Genomic DNA, 21,587 nt, shown 5'->3' with positions numbered 1-21,587 from the left:
CGACCCGATACTGACTAACCAGACAGTCATTGAAGGACAGGATGTCATGACCCAGAGTCCCGAACTCGTCACCACCCCCACCCTCGACGTGTTCCGCGATCCGGCCTCGGTCGCCGTCGTCGGCGCCAGCGCCGACCCGGCCAAGTGGGGATACTGGCTCGCCCGCGGCGCACTGACCGGCCGCGACCGACGCGACGTGTACCTCGTCAACCGCGGCGGCGGCACCCTGCTCGGCGCCCCCGCCCACCGGTCCCTGACCGACCTGCCGGGCGTGCCGGAACTCGTGGCGCTGTGCGTGCCGCCGGCCGCGGTCGGCGCGGTCGTCGACGAGGCCCTCACCCTGGGGGTCCGCGGCTTCCTCGGCATCACCGCCGGAGTGCCCGACGAGGACGCGATCGCCGACCGCATCCGGGCCGCCGGGGCGCGCCTGGTCGGCATGAACAGCCTCGGCCTCGTCGACACCTCCACCGATCTGCAGCTGGCGTGGGGCGGCTTCACGGCCGGGCACATCGCGATCGTCTCGCAGAGCGGCCAGCTCGGCTCGGAGATCGCGGGCCTCGCGGCGCGGGCCGGGATGGGGGTCTCCCGGTTCGTCTCGATCGGCAACCGGACCGACGTGACCGCCGTCGAACTGCTCGACGACCTGGCCGGCGACGACCGGACCCGGGTCGTGGCCCTCTACCTGGAGAGCTTCTCGGGGGGCGCCGCACTGATCCGGGCGATCACCCGGCTGCGGGACGCCGGCAAGCACACGCTGCTGCTCACCGTCGGCGAGTCGGCCGCCAGCACGAGACTCGCCCGCTCGCACACCGGCTCGATGACCTCGGTCCTCGACGTCGTCGACGCCGCCGCCCGGGCCGCCGGCGCCGTCCGGGTCCACACCCCCGGCCAGATCGTGCAGGTCGCGCAGCTGCTGCTGGCGTCCGGGGTCCCGGCCGGCCCGCGGATCGGGATCGTCGGGGACAGCGGCGGCCAGACCGGGATCGCCGCCGACGTCGCCGCCCGCGCCGGCCTCGACGTCGCCGAGTTCTCCGCGCCGACGACGGCGCGGCTGGCCCGGCTGCTGCCTGCCGGGGCCGCATGCGCCAACCCGGTCGACCTGGCCGGCGCCGGTGAACAGGACCTGACGAACTATCTGACGCTGGTGACCGAGCTGCTCGACTCCGACGAGACCGACTCCGTACTGCTCACCGGCTACTTCGGCAGCTACGCGGTCGACAACCCGGCCCTCGCCGGGCGGGAGACCGCGCTGGTCGCGCAGATGGCGGCGGCGGCCCGCCGCACCGGCACCCCGCTGGTCGTGCACTCGATGGTCGCGGCCGGACCGACGATCGAGGCGATGAGGGCGCACGGGGTGCCCGTCTACCCGAGCATCGAGACCGCGGTGGACGCGCTCGCCGTGGCCACCCGGCTCGCCGCCCCGGCCCGGCCGCTGCCGGCCCCGACCGCGCCGGCCGCGGATCTCACCGGCACCGGATACCTGGCGGCGCAGGAGTTCCTGCGTCCCGTCGGGGTCCGCTTCCCGGCCGCGCGGATCGTGCACTCCCCCACGGACACGGCAGCCACCGCGGCCGCGGCGACCGATCTCACCCCGCCCTACGTGCTCAAGGCGTCGTGGCTCGAGCACAAGAGCGAGGCTGGCGGCGTGCAGGTCGGGATCGCGGACGTGGACGCACTGCACGCCGCGTTCACGGCCGTGCACGCCCGCCTCGGTGACGGCGACTACGTCGTCGAGGAGATGGACGGCCGGCCCGACGTCGTCGAGGTCATCCTCGGGGTCCGCCGCGACCCCGACCTGGGGCCGGTGGTCCTCGTCGGCGCCGGCGGCACCGAGGCCGAACTGTACCGCGACGTCGCGCTCGAGATGGCGCCCGTCGACCACGCCACCGCGCACCGCATGCTGCGCCGGCTCACCGCCCACCGGCTGCTGTGCGGCTGGCGGGGACGCCCCGCCGTCGACGTCGACGCGCTCGCCGACCTCGTCGTCGCGGTGTCGGAGCGCGCCGCGGCCGCCCCGGCGATCACCGAAGTCGAGATCAACCCGCTGCGGGTCGGCCCGGACGGCGTACTCGCTGTCGACGCCCTCGTCGTCCGCGGCCCCCAGACCACCCCCACACATCCCGAGGAGTACCGAGCATGACCGCACCAGACATCCGCCACGAATTCGCCGACCGGGTCGCGGTCGTCACCGGCGGCGGCTCCGGCATCGGCCGCTCCGTCGCGGTCCGCTACGCCGCCGCCGGCGGCACCGTCGCCGTCGTCGGCCGCCGCGAGGAACCGCTCGCCGAGACCGTCGCGCTCGTCGAGGCCGCCGGCGGCAAGGGCATCGCCCTGACCTGCGACGTCCGGGACGCCGCCGCCGTCGAGGACGTCGTCGACGGTGTCGTCGACCGGTTCGGCCGCCTCGACGTGCTCGTCAACAACGCCGCCGGCAACTTCGTGGTCCCCGGCGAAAAGCTGTCCGCGAACGGCTGGAAGGCCGTCATCGACATCGTCCTCAACGGCACCTTCCACGGCACCCGGGCCGCCGCGAAGCACATGCTCGACGCCGGCCACGGCGCGATCCTCAACACCATCGCCACCTACGCGTGGCACGGCCACCCGGGCACCGTGCACAGCGCCGCCGCGAAGGCCGGGGTCGTGGCGATGACCCGCACCCTCGCCGTCGAGTGGGCGGCCCGCGGGGTCCGCGTGAACTGCATCGCCCCCGGCCCCACCGAGACCGAAGGGGCCGGGGCGGCACTGTGGCCGACCGACGAGGCCCGCGCCCGCGTCCTGGCGAGTGTCCCGGCCGCCCGGTTCACCACCCCCGACGAGGTCGCCGAGTCGGCGGCATTCCTGCTCTCGGACCGGGCCGCCTACGTCACCGGCGAGGTCCTCGTCGTCGACGGCGGCCAGTGGCTCGGCAAGGCCGTCTACACCGACCCGGACGGTGCCCGATGACCGCCACCGGCACCACCACGCGAGGAGGATCCCGCATGGACACGACACCCGGATGGTGGCGGTCGACCGCACTGGTCGACGGCCGCTGGATCGAGTGCGCGCACACCTCGGACGTCGTGAATCCGGCGACCGGCCGGATCGTCGGCCGGGCCGGGGTCGCCACGACCGCCGACGCGGACGCCGCCGTCGCCGCCGCACGCGCGGCGGGCCGGGTCTGGGCGGCCCGGTCGGCGCAGGAGCGGTCGACGGTGCTCACCCAGCTGGCGGACCGGCTGCGGGACCGCCGCGACGACCTGGTGGCGGCCACCGTCGCCGAGGTCGGCGCGCCGGTGACGGTCGCCGAGGAATCCCACATCGATCTGGCGATCGAGATCATCGACTCGTTCGCCCGGATCGCCGCCGACACGCCGCTGCGGCAGCGGGTCGGCAACACGATCACGGTGCGCCGCCCGGCGGGGGTCGTCGCCTGCATCACCCCGTGGAACTACCCGGTCTACCAGCTCGCCGCGAAGGTCGGGGCGGCGCTCGCCGCCGGCTGCACCGTCGTCGTCAAACCGGCCGAACTGACCCCGCTCGGCACATACCTGTTCTGCGACGCCGTCCTCGAGACGGACCTGCCGGCGGGGGCGGTGAACCTGCTGCCCGGCCGCGGCTCGGTCCTCGGCCCGGCGCTGATCGAACACCCCGACGTCGCGGTGGTCTCGTTCACCGGGTCGACGACGGTCGGCCGGCAGGTCGGCGCCCAGGCCGGCCGGCTGATCAAGCGGGCCTGCCTGGAACTGGGCGGCAAATCGGCGTCCGTCGTCCTCGACGACGCCGACCTGCGGGCCGCAGTCACCGCCACGGTGTCGTCGGCGATGCTCAACAGCGGGCAGACGTGCAGCGCCTGGACCCGGCTGCTGGTCCCCCGCGCCCGGTACACCGAGGCGGTGGAGCTGGCCGCGGCGTGCGCCGACACGCTCGTCGTCGGCGATCCGACGTCCCGCGGCACCGATCTCGGCCCGCTGGTGTCGGACACCCAACTGGCGTCCGTCCGGGCCATGGTGGACGCCGCGATCGCCCGCGGTGCGCGGGTGGCGGCCGGCGGCACCGCACCGGTTCCCGGGCTCGACGGCGGCTTCTACCACCGGCCCACCGTGCTCGCCGACCTCGAGCGCGGCGACCCGATCACCCGCGACGAGGTGTTCGGCCCGGTCCTGGTCGTCGAACCGCACGACGGGGACGACGACGCCGTCGCCCTCGCCAACGCCACCGAGTACGGGCTGGCCGGCGCGGTGTGGTCGGGCGACACGGATCGCGCGATCGACGTAGCGCTGCGGATGGACACCGGGCAGGTCGACGTCAACGGCGCCCCGTTCAACCCGCTCGCCCCGTTCGGTGGTTGGAAGGCGTCCGGGCTGGGCCGCGAACTGGGGTCCGTCGGATTCGACGAGTGCATCGAGTGGACGGCGGTGCAGGTATGACGCCGTGACCGCCCCGCTCCCCGCCACCCGCACCCACCGCACGACCGAAAAATTCTCGACCGACCCGTCGGTCACGAAAGGACTGTGAAATGACCGAGATGTTCGAGCCCTGGACCCTGACCACCGAGCAGCGCGAGATCGTCAAGCTGTGCCGTGACTTCGCCGAGAAGGAGATCCGGCCCCGCGGCCGCGAGGTCGACGAGGCCGACGTGGTCACCCCCGTCGACATCTTCGCCAAGGCCGCCCAGATCGGGATCACCGATTACATGATCCCCGAGGAGTTCGGCGGCGGCGGGATGACCGATGTGTTCACCCAGTGCCTGGTGCAGGAGGAACTGTGCTGGGGTGATCCCGGTATCGGCAACTTCGTGTGCTCCAACGGGTTCTTCTCCGATCCGTTGCTCGCGCTCGGCACCGAGGAGCAGAAGGAGACGTGGCTGCGCCCCCTCACCGGGACGTCGCCGCTGATCACCTCCCTGGCCACCACCGAACCGGGCTCCGGTTCGGATGCGGCGTCGATCGTCACGCACGCCACCAAGGTCGACGGCGGCTACCGGATCAACGGGCAGAAGGCGTGGATCTCCAACGCCGGCGCCGCCGACCAGTACGTGGTGTTCGCCAAGACCGACCGCGCCGAACGCTCCAAGGGGGTCACCGCGTTCCTGCTCCGGAAGGACGCCGAGGGCTTCACGTGGGGCGAGCCGATGAAGAAGATGGGCCAGCGCGCGATCGTGTGCCGGGAGTTGTTCTTCGACAACGTGTTCGTGCCCGACGAGGACCGGCTCGGCGACGAGGGCCAGGGCTTCTACGGGCTGATGAAGACGTTCGACATCTCCCGCACCGTCCTGGGGGCCGCCGCTGTCGGGTCGGCCCGCGCCGCCTACGAGTACGCCCTCGACTACGCCCGGACCCGCACCCAGTTCGGCAAGCCGATCATCGAACACCAGGCGGTCGCGTTCCGGCTGGCGGACATGGCCACCCGGATCGAGTCGGCCCGGCTGCTGGTGCTGCACGCCGCCCGCTCGATCGACGCGGGCCGCGACACCACCGCCCTGGCGGCGATGGCGAAGCTGACCGCGTCCGAGATGGCGATGTTCGTCACCCATGCCGCGGTGCAGACCCTCGGCGGCTGGGGCTACTCGCGGGAGTACCCGGTCGAGCAGTGGATGCGTGACGTCAAGCTCGAGGAGATCGAGGAGGGCACGTCGGACATCATGCGGCTGGTGATCTCCCGCGGCCTCTGACCGGCCGCGATCGGCTCGGCTGCGGCGCGTCTCCCACACTCGCTCGGGTGCGGGAGACGCGCCGCAGCGCGGTAGCCTGGCATTTCCCCTACGGAAGGCCCACCCCCGCTCATGCCCGACCGCCCTGTTTCCTCGTTCGCGCAGCTCGGGCTGCCGGTGCCGCTGCTCCATGCCCTCGGCCGGGAGAAGATCACGACACCGTTCCCGATCCAGGCGGCCACGATCCCGGACATCCTCGCCGGGCGGGACGTGCTGGGCCGCGGCCCGACCGGGTCGGGGAAGACCCTGGCGTTCGGGTTGCCGATGCTGATGCGGTTGACCGGCGGCGCGTCGCGGCCGGGCCGGCCGCGGGCGGTGGTGCTGGTGCCGACGCGGGAACTGGCGCAGCAGATCGAGTCGGCGCTCGACGAGTCGGCGCTGGCGTTGGGGCTGCGGCTGGTGTCGCTGGTCGGCGGGGTGCCGCTCAAGGCGCAGGCGGCGCGGCTGGGCCGCGGCGTGGACGTGGTGCTCGCCACCCCGGGCCGGCTGGTCGACCATCTCGGCAAACGCACCGTCACCCTCGACGACGTGCTCGTCACTGTGATCGACGAGGCCGATCACATGGCCGAACTCGGGTTCCTGCCGCAGGTCACCGCGGTCCTGGACCGCACCCCGGACGCGGCGCAGCGGCTGCTGTTCTCGGCGACCCTCGACGGGGAGGTCGACACCCTCGTCGAGAAGTACCTGCACGACCCGGTCACCCATGCCACCGCGGAGGCCGTCGCCGCCGTCGACACCATGACCCATCACGTGCTGCAGGTGCCCCGGAAACTCAAGTGGGACATCGTCGCCCGCGTCGCCGCCCGCAAGGGGCGGACGCTGCTGTTCGTGCGCACCAAGGCCGGGGTGGACCGGCTCACCGACGAGTTGCGGGCGGCCGGGGTGTGCGCGCGCGGTCTGCACGGCGACAAACCTCAGAACCAGCGCACCCGGATCCTCGCCGAGTTCGCCGGCGGCACGATTCCGGTACTGGTCGCCACGGATGTCGCGGCGCGGGGAATTCATGTCGACGACGTGTCCCTGGTGGTGCACGTCGATCCGCCGACCGACCCGAAGGCGTACCTGCACCGGGCGGGCCGCACCGCCCGCGCCGGCGAATCCGGCGCCGTCGTCACGATCGTCACCGAGGACGAGTACGCGCCGGCCGCGGCGGTGATGCGGGCCGCGGGCGTCGACGCGACGATCCTGCCGGTCGGCGGCGACGACCGGCGCTGGGAGACGGTCACCGGGGCCCGCCGGCCCAGCGGCACCCCCGTCGCCGAGCCGACCCCGCCGAAACAACCGGAGGCACCGGAGAAGCCGCGTCCCGGCACCGGCCGCTTCCGGTCCCGCGGCGAGCAGCAGCATCATCGTCCCACCGGTTCCGGTCGCGGCCGGCGCCGCCGCGGGGGACACTGACCCGCATGTCGGGTCTGCCGGTCGCCGCGATCGGGTGTGCGCTGGCCGCCGCCCTGCTGTTCGCGTGCGCGTCGGTGGCGCAGCAGACCGCGGCGGCCGCGGTGCCCGAGGACCGGCCGCTGATCGGGTCGCTGCTCCGCAGCCCCCGCTGGTGGGCGGGGATCGTCGGGGACGGCGGCGGCTACCTGCTGCAGGTCGCGGCCCTCGCCCTCGGCTCGGTGCTGGTGGTGCAGCCGCTGCTGGTGTCGATGCTGCTGTTCGCGTTGCCGCTGTCGGCGCGGTTCTCCGGGTGTCGGCTGACCCGCCGGTCGTGGGCGCTGGCCGGGGCGCTGACGGTGGCGCTGGCGGTGTTCCTGATCGTCGGTGACCCCACCGACGGGAACATCGACGCGCCGTGGGCACGGTGGGCGCTGCCGCTGACCGCGGTGGTCGTCGTTCTCGCCGTCGCCGCTCTGGCGGGACTGTCCCCGCGGGTCGACGCCGGTCGGCGGGCACTGCTGCTCGGGGCGGCGAGCGGCGGCCTGTACGGGGTGGCGGTCGCGTTCACCAAGTACGTCACCGACCTGTTCGGGCACGGCCTGGGGGCGGTCGCCGGTGCGTGGCAGACGTACGCGCTGCTCGCGGCCGGCGCGGTCGGGGTGTATCTGCAGCAGCGGGCGTTCCAGGTGGGCCCGCTGTCGGCGTCGCTGCCGGCGATCACGATCGGCGAGCCGGTGGTGGCGATCGTGCTGGGTACGACGGTCCTCGACGAGCGGCTGCGCACGTCCGGGGTCGGGGCCGTGGTCGTCGCGGCGGCGGTGGTCGTGATGATCGCCGCCACCATCGCCCTGTCCCGGGAGCAGGCCACCCGGCAGACCCGGGCCGGGACCACCCCCGGCGTGTCCGTTTAATCCGTTTAACGGGCGGCTCCGGTACAGTGAAAACTCATTTTCGGAAATATGTGCGGCGCCGACACGGTTGAACCGTCACGACATGCGCTGCCCGACAGAGAGGACCGAGGTGCCCGAGGCACCCATACCGACACCCCCTGACGCACATCCCGACGGCCCCTCCCCCGGATCGGATTCCGACACCGCGGAGGGTTCCTCTACCGAGCCGGGAGACAAACCCGGCCCGCCCCGCACCCCGAGCGGGTGGTGCTGACATGGACATCGCCACCATCGCACTCACCACGCTCAGCCTGGTCGGCTTCGTCGCCTTGACCGCAGGCACCGCCCTCTTCGTGGCGGCCGAATTCTCCCTGACCGCGCTCGAACGCAGTACCGTCGACGCCCACGCGCGCGACGGCGACCGCCGCGCCCGGCAGGTCCAGCGTGCGCACCGCACCCTGTCGTTCCAGCTGTCCGGCGCCCAGCTCGGTATCACGATCACCACCCTGATCACCGGTTACCTCGCCGAACCCGTGCTCGCCCGGTTCATCACCCCGATCCTCACCGCCGTCGGCGTGCCCGCGGGCGCCGCGGGCGGTGTCTCGCTGGCGCTGGCCCTGATCCTCGCGACCTCGTTCTCGATGATCTTCGGCGAGCTGGTGCCGAAGAACCTGGCCATCTCCCGGCCGCTGCCGACCGCCCGCGCCACCGCGGGCCTGCAGGCCGGGTTCTCACTGATCTTCCGGTGGGCGATCAACGGCCTCAACGGCGCCGCGAACTGGATCGTCCGCCGCCTCGGCATCGAACCGGCGGAGGAACTGCGCTCGGCCCGCTCCCCGCAGGAACTCGGGTCGCTGGTGCGCACGTCCGCCGAACGCGGCTCCCTCGACGCCGGGACCGCGCTGCTGGTCAACCGGTCGCTGCGGTTCGGTGAACTCAGCGCCGAGGAGCTGATGACCCCGCGCGTGAAGATCGAATCCCTCGACACCGACGCCACCGTCACCGACCTCATCGCGGCGGCGTCCCGCACCGGGTTCTCCCGGTTCCCGATCGTCGACGGCGACCTGGACGACACGATCGGTGTCGTCCACGTCAAACGCGCGTTCACCGTCCCGGCCGCGCAGCGCGCCACCACCCGGCTCGTCACCCTCGCCCAGACCGTGCCGGCGGTCCCGTCGACCCTCGACGGGGACGCCGTGATGGAACAGGTGCGGGCCGACGGCATGCAGGTCGCGCTCGTCGTCGACGAGTACGGCGGCACCGCCGGCCTGGTGACCATGGAGGATCTGATCGAAGAAATCATCGGCGACGTCCGCGACGAGCACGACGCCACCGAGATCGACGTCCAACGCGTCGGGCACAGCTGGTCCTGTTCGGGTCTGCTGCGCACCGACGAGATCTCCCGCGCCACCGGCTACATCGCCCCCGACGGCGAGTACGACACGCTCGGCGGCCTGGTCCTGACCTGCCTGGGACGGATCCCCGTCGACGGCGACGAGACTGCGCTACCGGCGGCGGACGGGCGCACCCCGACCGGCGGCGAGCACGGCTGGATCGCCCGGGTCCTGGCGATGGACGGGCGCCGCATCGACCGGGTGCTGCTGACCCCGGTCCCGGCGATCGAGACCGACTCCGGGGAGGTGCGCCGTGGGTGACCTGGCGGCCGTGGGACTCACGGTCTTCCTGCTGGCGGGCAACGCGTTCTTCGTGGGCGCCGAGTTCGCCCTCATCACCGCCCGACGGGACCGGCTCGAGGCGCTGCACGCGCAGGGCAAGAAGCGGGCCGCGACCGTCATCGAGGCCGGCCGGCATCTGTCGCTGATGCTCGCGGGCGCCCAGCTGGGCATCACGATCTGCTCGATCCTGCTCGGCAAGGTCGGCGAACCGGCCATCGCGCATCTGCTCGAGAAGCCGATGGACGCGATGGGTGTCCCGGACGCGCTGCTGCACCCGATCTCGTTCACGATCGCATTGTCGCTGGTGGTGGTGCTGCACATCCTGCTCGGCGAGATGGTCCCGAAGAACATCGCGATCGCCGGACCGGAGAAGTCGGCGATGCTGCTGGTGCCCGCGCACCTGGCGTTCATCAAGGTGGTGCGCCCGCTGATCGCGTTCTACAACATCACCGCCAACGCGATCCTGCGGGCGTTCCGGGTCGAACCGAAGGACGAACTCGACGCCACCGTCTCCACGCTCGAACTGTCGGAGATGATCGGCGAATCACACACCGAGGGCCTCATCGACGAGGAGGAACACCGCCGGCTCACGCAGGCCCTGCACACCGAGGGCCGCACCGTCGCCGACGTGCTCATCCCGTCGGAGAAGATGCGCTGCGTCCCGGCGGTCGCCGGCGGCACCACCCTCGGGGCGGTGGAGGCGGCGGTCACCGCGACCGGCTATTCGCGGTACCCGGTGCGGGCCGCCGACGGCACCCTCGTCGGCTACGTGCACATCAAGGACATCCTCGACCGGGTGGCCGACGAGTCCGCCGGACCGGACACCGCGATCCCCCGCACCGACGTCCGCCGGCTGCCGCTGATCTCGGTGACCCTGCAACTCGACGACGCCCTGGCCGCGCTGCGGCGGGCCGGCGCCCACCTCGGTGCCGTGATCGACGGCTCCGGTGCCGTGATCGGCATCGTCGCGCTCGAGGATCTGGTGGAGGAGTTCGTCGGCACCGTCCGCGACGGCACCCACCGGATCGACGACGTGATCCCCGGGCAGAAGGCGGTCTGACCGCAGATGACCTCGGCGATTCTGCCGGAAGAGGTGTGGACCGCCCGACGGGACCGCCACCGCGCCGCGGTGGCGGTCCTGCTCGGCCCGCACCTGCAGCGCAAGGCCGACGGGCTCCCGCATCCGGTGCACGACTTCCTGTTCACCTACTACAGTGTCCGGCCCGCCCAGCTGCGGCGCTGGCATCCCGGGTTCGGGACGGTACTCACCGGCGACGCCGCCCGCGACTACCTGACGTACGCCGGCTACGTCGAGGGTTCCGGCGGGGTCACCGTCTCCCCCGACCTGCTCGACAAGCGGCGGGCGACGGTCGAGTTCGTGACCGCACTGCTGGCGGCGACCGCGTCCCGGCGCCCGCACCTGAGCTGTTTCGGGCTGCACGAGTGGGCGATGGTGTACCGCGGCGGCGACGACGCGGTCCGGCACGCACAGGTGCCGCTGCGGCTCGGGCACACCGGCACCGACGCGGTCGTCGACTCCATGCAGTTGCGGTGCACGCATTACGACGCGTTCCGGTTCTTCACCCCCGACGCGGCCCCCCGCAACGAGATCCCGTTGGCGCGGGAGGACCAGATCGGCCGCGAGCAACCGGGCTGCCTGCACGCCGGCATGGACCTGTACAAGTGGGCGGCCAAGCTGGGCCCGCTGGTCGACTCCGCGACCGTCCTCGACTGTTTCCGGCTGGCCACCGATGCGCGGGAACTGGACATGCGGGCCAGCCCCTACGACCTGTCCGGCTACGGCTACGACCCGGTCCGCATCGAAACCCCGGCCGGCCGCGCCGACTACGTGCGTGAACAGCAGGCGCTGTCGGAGCGGGCGGCGGTGCTGCGCGAACACCTGCTGGGCCGGTGCCGGACCCTCCTGTCCGGCACCTGACCACCCCCGGACCCACCGTTCGGTCCCGTCCGGGCAGATCCGGCGGGTGTAGCCTCGAATTATGCTGTGCGGCTGGTCGTGACGACCGCCCGAGCGTCGTCACCGCGGCGGGCCGAGCAGCCCCGAGAATCGAATCCGACGGTGAATCGTAGGTGGCGCGATGGTCGAGTCCGACCCGCTCCTAACGCAGGCGCAACCGAGTCCGCAGGACGATGCGTTGCGGACCCGGCTGGGTCAGGGCACGCAGGCCGATCTGCTGCGGACGCAGGCGGGTCCCGTCCCGCAGGCCGCACCGGAGACCGACGGCGTGCTGGCGTCCGAGCTGGCGGCGGCCGGGTTCACCGACGCCGAGGAGATCGGGCGGGGTGGGTTCGGCACCGTCTTCCGCTGCACCGAGACCGAACTCGACCGCACCGTCGCGGTGAAGGTCCTCACCACCGCCCTCGACGAGCAGAACCGGGCCCGGTTCGAGCGGGAGCAGCGGGCGATGGGGCAGCTGACCGGGCATCCGAACGTCGTCGGGGTCCTGCGGGTCGGGGAAACGGCGGCCGGGCATCCGTTCCTGGTGATGCCGTACCACCGCCTCGGCAACCTCGAGCAACGCATCCGGGACGGCGGTCCCCTCCCGGCCATCGAGGTGCTGCAGGTGGGGGCGAAACTGTCCGAGGCGCTGCAGACCGTCCACGAACACGGCATCGTGCACCGCGATGTGAAACCGGCGAACATCCTGTTCACCGACTACGGCGAACCGGCGCTCGCCGACTTCGGGATCGCGCACGTCTCCGGCGGCTTCCAGACCGCGGCCGGCACCATCACCGGCTCCCCCGCGTTCACCGCCCCCGAGGTCCTCGAGGGGGATGCCCCCAGCTCGGCCTCCGACATCTACGGTCTCGGCGCCACCCTGTTCTGCGCCCTGACCGGGCATGCCGCGTTCGAGCGGCGCAGCGGCGAACAGGTCGTCGCCCAGTTCCTGCGGATCACCACCGCGCCGGTGCCGGACCTGCGGGACGGCGGCATCCCCGACGACGTCAGTACCGTCGTCGAGCGGGCCATGGCCCGCGATCCCGCCGAGCGGCCGTCGGCGACCGACCTCGCCGAGCTGCTCGGCCAGCTGTACGACGACGTCTCCTCCGGTGCCGTCAGCACCCGGACTGCGTTGCAGCCCCGCGCCGATCTGCCCGCGGACGTCACCAGTTTCGTCGGCCGCCAACGGGAACTGGCCACGATCCGGCACGCCCTGGACACCGCCCGACTGGTGACATTGACCGGGATCGGCGGCGTCGGCAAGACCCGGCTCGCGTTCCGGGCGGCGGCCGCGGTGCGGCGCAGTTTCCCCGACGGGGTGTGGCTCGTCGAACTCGCCGGTGTCCACGACCCGGCACTCGTCGTCGACGCCGTCGCCACCGCCCTCGGGGTCCGGAACTTCGCGGGCCGGCCGCTGCGGGCGGCCCTCGTCGACGCATTGACCGAACGCACCGGGCTGCTGGTCCTCGACAACTGCGAACAGGTGATCGGCGCGGTCGCCGAACTGGTCGAAGGCCTGCTGGGACACTGCCCGGATCTGCGGGTCCTGGCCACCAGCCGGGAACTGTTGGGACTCGGCGGTGAAACGGTGGTGCCGGTCGCCCCCCTGCACACCCCGGACCCGGAGCGGCCCCAGTCGACGACCGGCATGTCCCGCGCCGACGCGGTGCAGCTGTTCGCGGAGCGGGCGGCAGCCGCCGCCCCGGGGTTCACGCTCACCGACGACAACACCGCGGCCGTCGCCGCGATCTGCACCCGACTCGACGGGCTGCCGCTGGCGATCGAACTGGCGGCGGCCCGCACCCGCGCCCTGTCGGTCGAGCAGATCCTGCAGCAGCTCACCGAACGCCACACCCTGCCCACGTGGGGAAACCGGGGGGTCCCGGAGCGGCAACAGACACTGCGGCTGTCCATCGACTGGAGCTACGACCTGTGCACCCCCGTCGAGCAGCGGCTGTGGAACCGGTTGTCGCTGTTCGTCGGCGGCTTCGACCTCGACGACGCCGAGCAGGTGTGCAGCCGGGTCGGGGAGGACCCGTCGGTGCCGGACCTGCTCGACGTCCTCGCCTCGCTGGTGGACAAGTCGATCGTGGTGTGCGACGACGCCGACGGCCGCGTCTACTACCGGATACTGGAAACGGTCCGCGAGTACGGCATCGAGAACCTCGAACGCAGCGACTGGTATCAGGAGGTGCGGAACCGGTTCCGCACCTGGTATCTGCGCATGGCCCGGGACGCCGAGGCCGACTGGATCAGCCCCCGCCAGCTCGAGTGGAGTGCCCGACTGTTCCGGGAACTGCCGAACCTGCGGGAGGCGTTCGAGTTCGCCCTCGCCGACACCGAGGGCGACGCAGTGCCGTTCGCGGCGGCGATGTACCCGTTCTGGATGGCCCGCGGCCGGTTCACCGGGGGCCGGCACGCCCTGGACCGGGCCTTGGCGCAGAACTACCCGCAACCCCCGTTCCTGCAGGCCAAGGCCCTGTTCGCGGCCGCCATCCTGGCCGCCTTCCAGGGTGACCTGGCCGCGGCGAGTGCCCGGGTCGCGCAGGCGGCCGCCCTCGACACCGCGGACGCCGACCCGTTCACCCGCGCCTACGTCGCGATCGCCGACGGGGTCACCGCGTTCTGCAGCGGCGACTTCACCCGGGCCCGGCAGCGGTTGGCCGACGCCGCCGACACCCCCGGCATCGACGCCCACCCGCAGCTGCACCTCGAGGCGCTGAGCCTGCTGGGCTGGGCGCACGTGGGCGACAACACCACCCGCGCCCTCACCTATCAGGGGCGGGCGCTGGCGTTGGCGCAGGCGTCCGGCGAGTACGTCCACCGCGGGTACGCGCTGTGGGCGAACGGCGTCGACATGTGGCGGTCCGGGAACGTCGAACACGCCGTCGAACTCCTCGAAGCCGGGCTGCGGCTCACCCGGGAAACCGACGATCCGCTGATGGTGTTCACGTGCCTGCAGGCGCTGGCGTGGATCACCGCGGAGCGGGGACAACTACGGCGCGCCGTGGTGCTGATGGGCGCCGCGACGGCGCATCGGCGGCTCGTCGGCAGCCACCCCGTCCTGTTCCCGAATCTGCTCGCCCACCAGCAGGAATTCGAGGAGACCGTCCGGGCGGGCCTCGACGAGGACGTCCTCGCCACCGCCTGCCACGAGGGCGCCGCCATGTCCACCGAGGCCGCCCTCGCCTACGCGCTCGGGGAACGCGACCAGGAACCCGACGGCACCGCACTGGAGACGACACCACTCACCAAACGGGAACGCCAGGTCGCCGACCTGGTCGCCGAGGGCCTCACCAACAAGGAGATCGCGACCCGGCTGACGATCTCGCAGCGCACCGTCGACGGGCACGTCGACCACATCCTGTCCAAACTCGGGTTCACCTCCCGGGTGCAGGTCGCCACCTGGATCGCCGAATCGGTGCGGGCCGGGTGAGCCGCCGCCCCGGTCACGGCACCCGGTACGTCCAGGTGTCGTCCTTGAACTTGCTGTCCACCAGCGCGCGGGCCGCGGCGAGTTCCGCCTCGGTGTAGCCGGCGTCGTGGGTGGTGTAGCGGGCCCGGAAGTGGGCGGTGAAGGCGTCGATGATGGCGTCGCGGGTCATGCCGGTCTGGGAGCGCATCGGGTCGACACGTTTCCCGGAGGAGGTGATGCCCTTGTCGGAGATCTTCTCCCGGCCGATGCGCAGCACCTCGGTCATCTTGTCGGCGTCGATGTCGTACGCCATCGTCACGTGGTGCAGGACGGCGCCGGCGGCGAACCGTTTCTGGGCGGCGCCGGCGATCTTGCCCTGCTCGGAGGCGATGTCGTTGAGCGGCACGTACCGGGCGGTGATACCGACGTCGGCGAGCGCCCCCATCACCCACTGGTCGAGGAACACGTACGACTGCTCGAAACTCAGGCCGTCGACCAGTGAGGTGGGCACCGCCAGCGAATAGGTGATGCAGTTGCCCGGCTCCATGAACATCGCGCCGCCGCCGGAGATACGGCGGACGACCCCGATCCCGTGCCGGGCGGCGCCGTCGGCGTCGACCTCGTTGCGCACCGACTGGAACGATCCCAGCACCACCAGCGGCGCATCCCAGTCCCAGAACCGCAGTGTGGGCCGCCGCTGACCGGCCGCGACCTCCCGCGCGATGACCTCGTCGAGGGCGACGTGCAGCGCCGGATCCAGCACGACCGGGCCGACGATATCGAATTCGTGGTCGTGCCAGCTGGTGGCGTGCCCGAGGGCGCGGCGGATCGCGATCCCCACCGATTCCGGGGTGAACCCGATCAGCGCCACGTCGTCACCGAGGGCTGCGGTGATCGCGGCCCCCAACTGGGCGGCGTTCGCGGCCGCCGACATGCCGGTCACCGCGGCGGTGATGTCGTCGAGCGCCTCGTCGGGTTCGAGGAAGAAATCCCCCGACAACGCCACCTGCGCCAGGTGTCCGTCGTCCACCTCCACGTCGACGATCACGAGTTTGCCACCGGGAACCTTGTACTCACCACGCATGACGGGCAGCCTATCGGCGGGTCACCGGCGTTCGAGGAGCAACCCGATCGGAGTCGAGACGGCCAGCACGATCAGCACCGCCCGATACCCCCACAGCAGCACGCCGCCGCGGACCCCCCGGACCGCGACCAGCAGCAGCACCAGGCTCGCGAGCAGCAGCAGCGCCCCCACCCACAGCACCGGGGTGGTCTCGGTGACGGTCCCACCGATCACCGCGGCGTTCGCCGACGTGAACACGATCCACGCCGCCGCGAGCACCCCGCCGAACCGGTCGGCCAGGAGCGCGGTCACCCCGCCGACCACGATCTGGCACACCCCGGCCACCAGCACCAGATACGCCGACGCCCACACCGCGTGCTCGGTGGGCGCCGACGCGGTCACCGCGGCGAGCAGCCCACCGGCGACGACGGCGGCCGCCCCGGTGAGCAGGAACAGGCCACCGGTGCGCCAGTTCCCGGCCGACCGCACCCCGTCATTCGCCGGCATGCGCGCACACCCACCCGTCCGGCATCCGCCCGGACGCCAGGAACCCGGTGAGCTGCCGGGCGGCGGCCGCATCCAGGACGGTGTCGGCCCCCGGGTACAGGATCGGTTCCTCCTTGGTGTTGTGCCGGTCGAGGAGCCCGGCGAGTTCGTCGAGCGCCGGCAGCGGATCCCCGCCGAGCTCGACGGCATCCTGGACCCGGTCGAGGGCCCGCCAGATCAGCCCGTGTTCCCGCAGCATCACCAGCACCGGGCCCATCAACCCGGCCGCCCGCAGCGGCGGGAACAGGAACTCCTCCTCGAGATAGATGTGCCGGCGCAACGCGTCCGCGGCCCGGGTGAGGGCCGCGACGTCCCGGCCCTCGACGAACGCCGCGATCCCGGCGTCGATGTCGTGATGTTCACGGGTCAGGGCCGCACTCAACGGTGTGGCGACCCGGGTGTCGCTGCTCATGCTTCAACCTTCCTGTCGTGACGGTTCGACGGTGATGTCCAGGACCATGCCCATCTGCCGGTGCCCGGCCACCGAACACCAGCCCTGCCCGCTGCCGGTGATCACCCCGGCGTCGACGGTGGCCTGCCCGCCCGGGGACAACCGGGGGGTCCGCGCGCCGCCGGACAGCACCAGGTCGTGGGTCCGGTCGCCGGTGTTGGTCAGGGTGATCACGAGCCGGTTCCCGGCCGGCACCGCGAGACGGTCGGGCACGAACCGCATGCCCGCGACGGACACGTCGACGCGGGTGGTGTGCCCGGACGCCGCCGCCGGTGGTGTGCCGGTACGGCCGGACAGCCCGACCGCAGCCGGGTCGGCGGCCACCCCGAGCGCGGCGGCGACCACGACGACGGCCAGCCCCGCCGCCCCCGACCCGAGCAGCACCCCGGTCGCCGGGTCGGGGCGCCGGCCCCGCCGCCGCGGCACATCCGGGTCCACCGGGCGGCGGGCGACGAGCACCGCCCGCACCGTCAACGGCACCACACCGGCCAGCGCGGCCACCGCGACGGCCGCGCACAGGGTGGACGGCAGCCCGGTGCCGGGCAGCGCCCACACCAACAGGCCCGCGTTGGCGGCGGCGACCCTCGCCGGCCCGGCGGTGTCGAGGACCGCGGTCGCGGCCTGGGTGGCGGACGGCCGGTTCCCGACTACCACCGGGATCAGATAGCTGAGCGCCCCGAGCAGCACCTGCGCGAGGAACCCGCCGAGCAGCGCGGTCGTCGCCGTCGCCAACCGGTCCTCGGCGGCGAACCAGTCGGGCGCGGTCACGTATCCGACCGCCAGCACGATCAGAGTGACCAATAGCCACACCAGACCGGCGAGCACCGACAGGGCCGCGAAACTGGTGGGATGCTTGCGGCGCACCTCGTCGGCGTGCGCCCACGCGACGTAGCCGAGGGCGGCGGCGTAACCGGCGATCCCGGCCGCGGCGACCGGCAGGATCCCGGTCAGGGCGCCGGCGACGACGACAGCGACCGCCCCGATCAGCACCGGCAGCCCCCGGACCGCGGCGCGCTCGACCCCGGCGGCCATGCGGGTGCGCAGGATCGTCGGCCACAGGGTGACCAGGGTGCCGATCACCGTCAACCCGATCCAGCCGAGCACGTTCACGGCCGCGTGCGCGACGGCCAGCCGCGGCGACCAACTGCCGGGCAGGGTGCCGGAGGCGAGGGCGGCCCCGAATCCGATCCCGACCAGCAGGCACGCCCCGGACGCGACGTAGTAGCGGACGATCGGCCCGAACCGGGACGGCAGCGCGGTCGCCAGCCGGCGCAGCAACGCACCCACGTGCCAGGCGATCGCGGCGAGCGCGGCAAGCGCCCCGGCCAGGACGACGAACCGGGCACCGGTGCCGTGACTGCCGTAGCCGACCACGACGGCCAGCGCACCGGCGTTGAACAGCACCAGCCGCAGCCCCTGCGGGCGCCGCTGCTCGCTGTGCGACAGCCGCAGCACCGCCTCGGTGAAGTACCAGCTCCAGATCAGGATGGCGTTCGACGCGGCCCCCAGGCCGAGGAGGTGGATCATCAGCCAATGCGACTGCGCCAGCTCCGCATTCGCGGCGGCGACCACGACCAGTGCCACCAGCCACGTCAGCACCACCGCGCCGGTGCGCAGGTGCCACGCCCGCAACGTCACCACAGGTCACCCCTCGCCGCGGCCGAGTTCGAGTGTGCAGCAGCCGGGTTCGGCGAACGCGGTCAGCTCGCTCGAAGTGCCGGTGTCACCGAACGTCTCGAGGGCGCCGCGCACGATCCCCAGATGCACCCGGCACACGACGTCCGGGTAGCGGCGGGCGGCGTCGAGCAGCGGGCAGCGCCGCAACGCGATCGGGGTGGCCGGGTCGGGGCGGGTGGGGGCGAATCCGAGGCCGGTGAGCAGGTCGAGGACCCGCTCCCGCGGCGTGCCCACCCCCCGCGGATGCTGCGCGAGTTCCTGCCGGGCCAGATCCCGGCCCCAGCGGCGGCCGATGGCGAGGGCGGTCGCGGACGGATCCTCCCCGGTCTCCTGCAGATGTCCGGCCAGGGCGATCGCCAAGCCCGCGTAGTCCCGCAGCCGCACATCGGGTTCCGGGTCGTCGACCGCGTCGTACAGCCAGGCGGGCCGGCCGCGCCCGTCGGCGTGGGCGCGGGTGCGGGCGGCCAGGCCGGCGGCGACGAGCGCATCGAGATGTTCCCGGACGGTGTTGACGTGCAGACCGAGTGCGGCGGCGACGTCGCCGACCCGGGTCGGCTGCTGGCGGCGGCGCAGGTCGTCGAGGGCGGCGGCCTGCGGTTCGGTGAGGGGCCGGCGCCGCTCCGGGCCCGCGGCGGGGGCGGGTCCGAGGGGCACGGGGCTTTTATTCACGGCTTCTACCGTAGTAAATTGGGGCGCGAGCCGAAAGGGGATCCCGATGAGCACCGACGACGTGATCATGGCCTCGACCGCCGCGGACGCGAACACCCTCGAACAGCAGCGGGACGCGGTCACCGAACTGCTCGGCCGCATGACCGCCCACGAACAGGCCGTGTTCCGGGCCGGCGACGCCACCGGAACCGGATTCGACGACGCCCACCGCGCCGTCGTCGACTTCACCGCATTCCAGGTCGCGCCGTGGCTGACCGCCGCCGAGCACCGGCTGCTGCCCGGCGCCGCCGACCTCGACAGGACCCGACTCCTCACCGAAGGCCTCCTCGGCCAACTCCGGATGATCGAACAGGCCGCCGCCCGCATCGCCGGTGCCGGCACCGGCATCGGCGCCGACCGGGTCCGCATCATCTCCGACATCGGCGCCCTACGGGTACTGCTCGAGGTGTTCTTCGGCACGACCACCGAACTGCTCATGCCCGCCCTCGCCGAGGCCCCGACCGTGAACCTGACCTGCCTGGTCGAGAATCTGCCCACCGCCACCATCCGCACCGGCGGATGCGCGTGCGGCGAACACGACCCCGACATTCCCGAACTCGACGTCCGCACCATCCCCCACGCCATCCGGCACGCCACCGTCTTCGGCGCGTTCGACGCCGTCACCCCCGGCGAGTCGATGATCCTCATCGCCCACCACGACCCGATCCCCCTGCTCCGGCAACTCGCCCAACGCACCGACGGCCACCTCGAGGTCACCTACGAGCAGCGCGGCCCCGAGGCGTGGCGGCTGATGCTGACCCGACTGTGACGACCGGCCAGCGGGACCACCACACCGGCCGCCACGGACGGGCCGCTACGGTGACGGCCATGACGGATGCGGTGGAAACGTTGCAGGACACGATGTTCGAACTGCTCGGCCGGATCGCCGGCCTCGAGCGGGACGTGTTCGCGGCCGTCGGCCCCGGCGGCCCCGACTTCGAGGCCGCCCACAAGGCGGTCGTCGACTTCGCCGAACACACCCTGCGCCCGTGGCATCGGGCCGTCGAAGAACACCTGTACCCGGCGGCCGCCCCCGTCGGCCGCGCACAACTCCTCGTCGAGGGCCTCGCCGGCGAATGGCAGATGGTCGAACAGGCCTACTCGCGACTCTCCTGCGGCAGCACCGACCGGGTCCGCATCGCCGCCGACATCAGCGCCCTGCGCGTCCTACTCGTCGTCCTGATCGGCAAGACCGCCGACCTGCTGCTCCCCGCCCTCGCCGCCGACGGCATCGACCTCGGCGCGGTGGCGGACAAGGTTGCGGCGGCGACACCGACTGCGTGACACCGCTCGGTGTCGGTGCCGCCCGATAGCGTGCCGGCATGCTCACCACCGCCACCGGAAACCTGCTCGACGCCGACGCCGACGCTCTCGTCAACGCCGTCAACACCGTCGGTGTCATGGGCAAGGGCATCGCCCGGCAGTTCCGCCGCACCTACCCGGACATGTTCACCGATTATGTGCGGGCATGCCGGGCCGGTGAGGTCCACCTCGGCTGCATGCACGTGTGGGAAACAGACGCCCCCGAGAGTCCGCGGTTCGTCGTCAACTTCCCCACCAAGGGGCACTGGCGGTCCCGGTCACGACTCGCCGATATCGATACCGGCCTCACCGACCTGGTGCGCGTGATCCGCGACCGCGGCATCACCTCGATTGCAGTGCCGCCGTTGGGCTGCGGTCACGGCGGACTCGACTGGGCCGACGTCGAACCCCGGATCCGGCAGGCGTTCACCGAACTGCCCGACGTCGACGTGCGCCTCTACGTCCCTGTCACTCCCTGACCGTCACCTGCCGTAGTGGTAGCGGCAGGCCGCGATCCGGATCTCGTCGTCGACGATTTCGTAGACGAGTCGGTGTTCGTCGGTGATACGCCGCGACCAGTGGCCGTGGAATCCGTCCCGGGTAATACGCACCGCCACCGCCGCGCGCGACTTCGCCTCCTGCGCGCCCGATTGCGCGCGCACCGTGTCAACTTGCGCGCAGCAGCACCCGCTGCACGCTCCCGCACCACTCACCGCACCCGAACAACCGTTCACCGGACCCACCCCGCCCCATCGAGCCCCGAGTAGCAGCCCGTCGTTTGACGGTGGAAACATCAGCAGCGTCGCTCTCGATGGTGAACAGCAGCGGTT

At 72.5% G+C, this 21,587-nt stretch carries 18 protein-coding genes and 1 pseudogene; 13 read left to right on the top strand and 6 right to left on the bottom strand.

Features of this window, described 5'->3' with window-relative positions; translation table 11 throughout:
• Nucleotides 1-46: 46 nt before the first annotated feature.
• The 10 genes from E0497_RS07385 (at nucleotide 47) to E0497_RS07340 (ending at nucleotide 15,031) form a co-directional block, all read left to right on the top strand.
• Complete coding sequence (locus tag E0497_RS07385) at nucleotides 47-2,140, top strand: acetate--CoA ligase family protein (protein WP_137724149.1); 2,094 nt, start codon at nucleotides 47-49, stop codon at nucleotides 2,138-2,140.
• Complete coding sequence (locus E0497_RS07380; protein WP_137724148.1) at nucleotides 2,137-2,943, top strand: SDR family oxidoreductase; 807 nt, start codon at nucleotides 2,137-2,139, stop codon at nucleotides 2,941-2,943. Before E0497_RS07385 ends, E0497_RS07380 begins: the two co-directional genes overlap by 4 nt.
• Before the next feature lie 35 nt (nucleotides 2,944-2,978).
• Nucleotides 2,979-4,406, top strand: a complete 1,428-nt coding sequence (locus tag E0497_RS07375; RefSeq protein WP_137724147.1) for an aldehyde dehydrogenase family protein — start codon at nucleotides 2,979-2,981, stop codon at nucleotides 4,404-4,406.
• 89 nt (nucleotides 4,407-4,495) lie between these two features.
• Nucleotides 4,496-5,650 carry an acyl-CoA dehydrogenase family protein gene (locus tag E0497_RS07370; protein WP_137724146.1) on the top strand — a complete coding sequence of 385 codons (1,155 nt, stop codon included), beginning with the start codon at nucleotides 4,496-4,498 and terminating at the stop codon, nucleotides 5,648-5,650.
• 111 nt (nucleotides 5,651-5,761) lie between these two features.
• Nucleotides 5,762-7,087 carry a DEAD/DEAH box helicase gene (locus tag E0497_RS07365; RefSeq protein WP_137724145.1) on the top strand — a complete coding sequence of 442 codons (1,326 nt, stop codon included), beginning with the start codon at nucleotides 5,762-5,764 and terminating at the stop codon, nucleotides 7,085-7,087.
• A 5-nt stretch (nucleotides 7,088-7,092) separates the two neighbouring features.
• Nucleotides 7,093-7,977, top strand: coding sequence for a DMT family transporter (locus E0497_RS07360; protein ID WP_137724144.1), 885 nt, complete (start codon nucleotides 7,093-7,095; stop codon nucleotides 7,975-7,977).
• A 254-nt stretch (nucleotides 7,978-8,231) separates the two neighbouring features.
• Nucleotides 8,232-9,611 carry a hemolysin family protein gene (locus E0497_RS07355; protein WP_137724143.1) on the top strand — a complete coding sequence of 460 codons (1,380 nt, stop codon included), beginning with the start codon at nucleotides 8,232-8,234 and terminating at the stop codon, nucleotides 9,609-9,611.
• On the top strand, nucleotides 9,604-10,692 hold the full coding sequence (locus E0497_RS07350) for a hemolysin family protein (RefSeq protein ID WP_137724142.1): 1,089 nt from the start codon (nucleotides 9,604-9,606) through the stop codon (nucleotides 10,690-10,692). Before E0497_RS07355 ends, E0497_RS07350 begins: the two co-directional genes overlap by 8 nt.
• A gap of 6 nt (nucleotides 10,693-10,698) precedes the next feature.
• Nucleotides 10,699-11,571 (top strand): 3-methyladenine DNA glycosylase, encoded by an 873-nt coding sequence (locus E0497_RS07345; RefSeq protein ID WP_137724141.1) that lies wholly within the window; start codon nucleotides 10,699-10,701, stop codon nucleotides 11,569-11,571.
• 160 nt (nucleotides 11,572-11,731) lie between these two features.
• A complete protein-coding gene (locus E0497_RS07340; protein WP_137724140.1) occupies nucleotides 11,732-15,031 on the top strand; it encodes a protein kinase domain-containing protein in 3,300 nt (1,099 codons plus the stop codon).
• A gap of 13 nt (nucleotides 15,032-15,044) precedes the next feature.
• Here E0497_RS07340 and E0497_RS07335 read toward each other — a convergent pair whose 3' ends face one another.
• From E0497_RS07335 to E0497_RS07315, 5 genes are read right to left on the bottom strand one after another with little or no spacing between them, the layout of a single operon-like run.
• Nucleotides 15,045-16,094 (bottom strand): lipoate-protein ligase LplAB, encoded by a 1,050-nt coding sequence (locus tag E0497_RS07335; protein WP_137724139.1) that lies wholly within the window; start codon nucleotides 16,092-16,094, stop codon nucleotides 15,045-15,047.
• 21 nt (nucleotides 16,095-16,115) lie between these two features.
• Nucleotides 16,116-16,580: a hypothetical protein gene (locus tag E0497_RS07330; RefSeq protein ID WP_137724138.1), complete on the bottom strand. Its 465-nt coding sequence runs from the start codon at nucleotides 16,578-16,580 to the stop codon at nucleotides 16,116-16,118.
• A complete protein-coding gene (locus E0497_RS07325) occupies nucleotides 16,567-17,031 on the bottom strand; it encodes a hemerythrin domain-containing protein (RefSeq protein ID WP_137724137.1) in 465 nt (154 codons plus the stop codon). The genes E0497_RS07330 and E0497_RS07325 overlap by 14 nt, the downstream gene beginning before the upstream one ends.
• A gap of 3 nt (nucleotides 17,032-17,034) precedes the next feature.
• A complete protein-coding gene (locus tag E0497_RS07320; RefSeq protein WP_137724136.1) occupies nucleotides 17,035-18,711 on the bottom strand; it encodes a cupredoxin domain-containing protein in 1,677 nt (558 codons plus the stop codon).
• Nucleotides 18,712-18,714: 3 nt separating this feature from the next.
• Nucleotides 18,715-19,416 (bottom strand): helix-turn-helix transcriptional regulator, encoded by a 702-nt coding sequence (locus E0497_RS07315; RefSeq protein WP_241665768.1) that lies wholly within the window; start codon nucleotides 19,414-19,416, stop codon nucleotides 18,715-18,717.
• 46 nt (nucleotides 19,417-19,462) lie between these two features.
• Here E0497_RS07315 and E0497_RS07310 point away from each other — a divergent pair, with 46 nt between their 5' ends.
• From E0497_RS07310 to E0497_RS07300, 3 genes are read left to right on the top strand one after another with little or no spacing between them, the layout of a single operon-like run.
• Nucleotides 19,463-20,224: a DUF2249 domain-containing protein gene (locus tag E0497_RS07310; protein ID WP_137724134.1), complete on the top strand. Its 762-nt coding sequence runs from the start codon at nucleotides 19,463-19,465 to the stop codon at nucleotides 20,222-20,224.
• A 59-nt stretch (nucleotides 20,225-20,283) separates the two neighbouring features.
• Complete coding sequence (locus tag E0497_RS20400) at nucleotides 20,284-20,739, top strand: hypothetical protein (RefSeq protein ID WP_161987392.1); 456 nt, start codon at nucleotides 20,284-20,286, stop codon at nucleotides 20,737-20,739.
• A gap of 38 nt (nucleotides 20,740-20,777) precedes the next feature.
• Nucleotides 20,778-21,236, top strand: a complete 459-nt coding sequence (locus E0497_RS07300) for a macro domain-containing protein (protein ID WP_137724133.1) — start codon at nucleotides 20,778-20,780, stop codon at nucleotides 21,234-21,236.
• 3 nt (nucleotides 21,237-21,239) lie between these two features.
• Here the strand turns inward: E0497_RS07300 and E0497_RS20770 are convergent.
• Nucleotides 21,240-21,356, bottom strand: a pseudogene (locus E0497_RS20770) (type II toxin-antitoxin system YoeB family toxin); the annotation flags it as partial.
• Nucleotides 21,357-21,587 lie beyond the last annotated feature (231 nt).

This window comes from Prescottella subtropica (assembly GCF_005434945.1).
Lineage (GTDB): Bacteria > Actinomycetota > Actinomycetes > Mycobacteriales > Mycobacteriaceae > Prescottella > Prescottella subtropica.
Note: the sequence above shows the minus strand (reverse complement) of the source record. Positions and strands in the feature narration are given on the sequence as shown.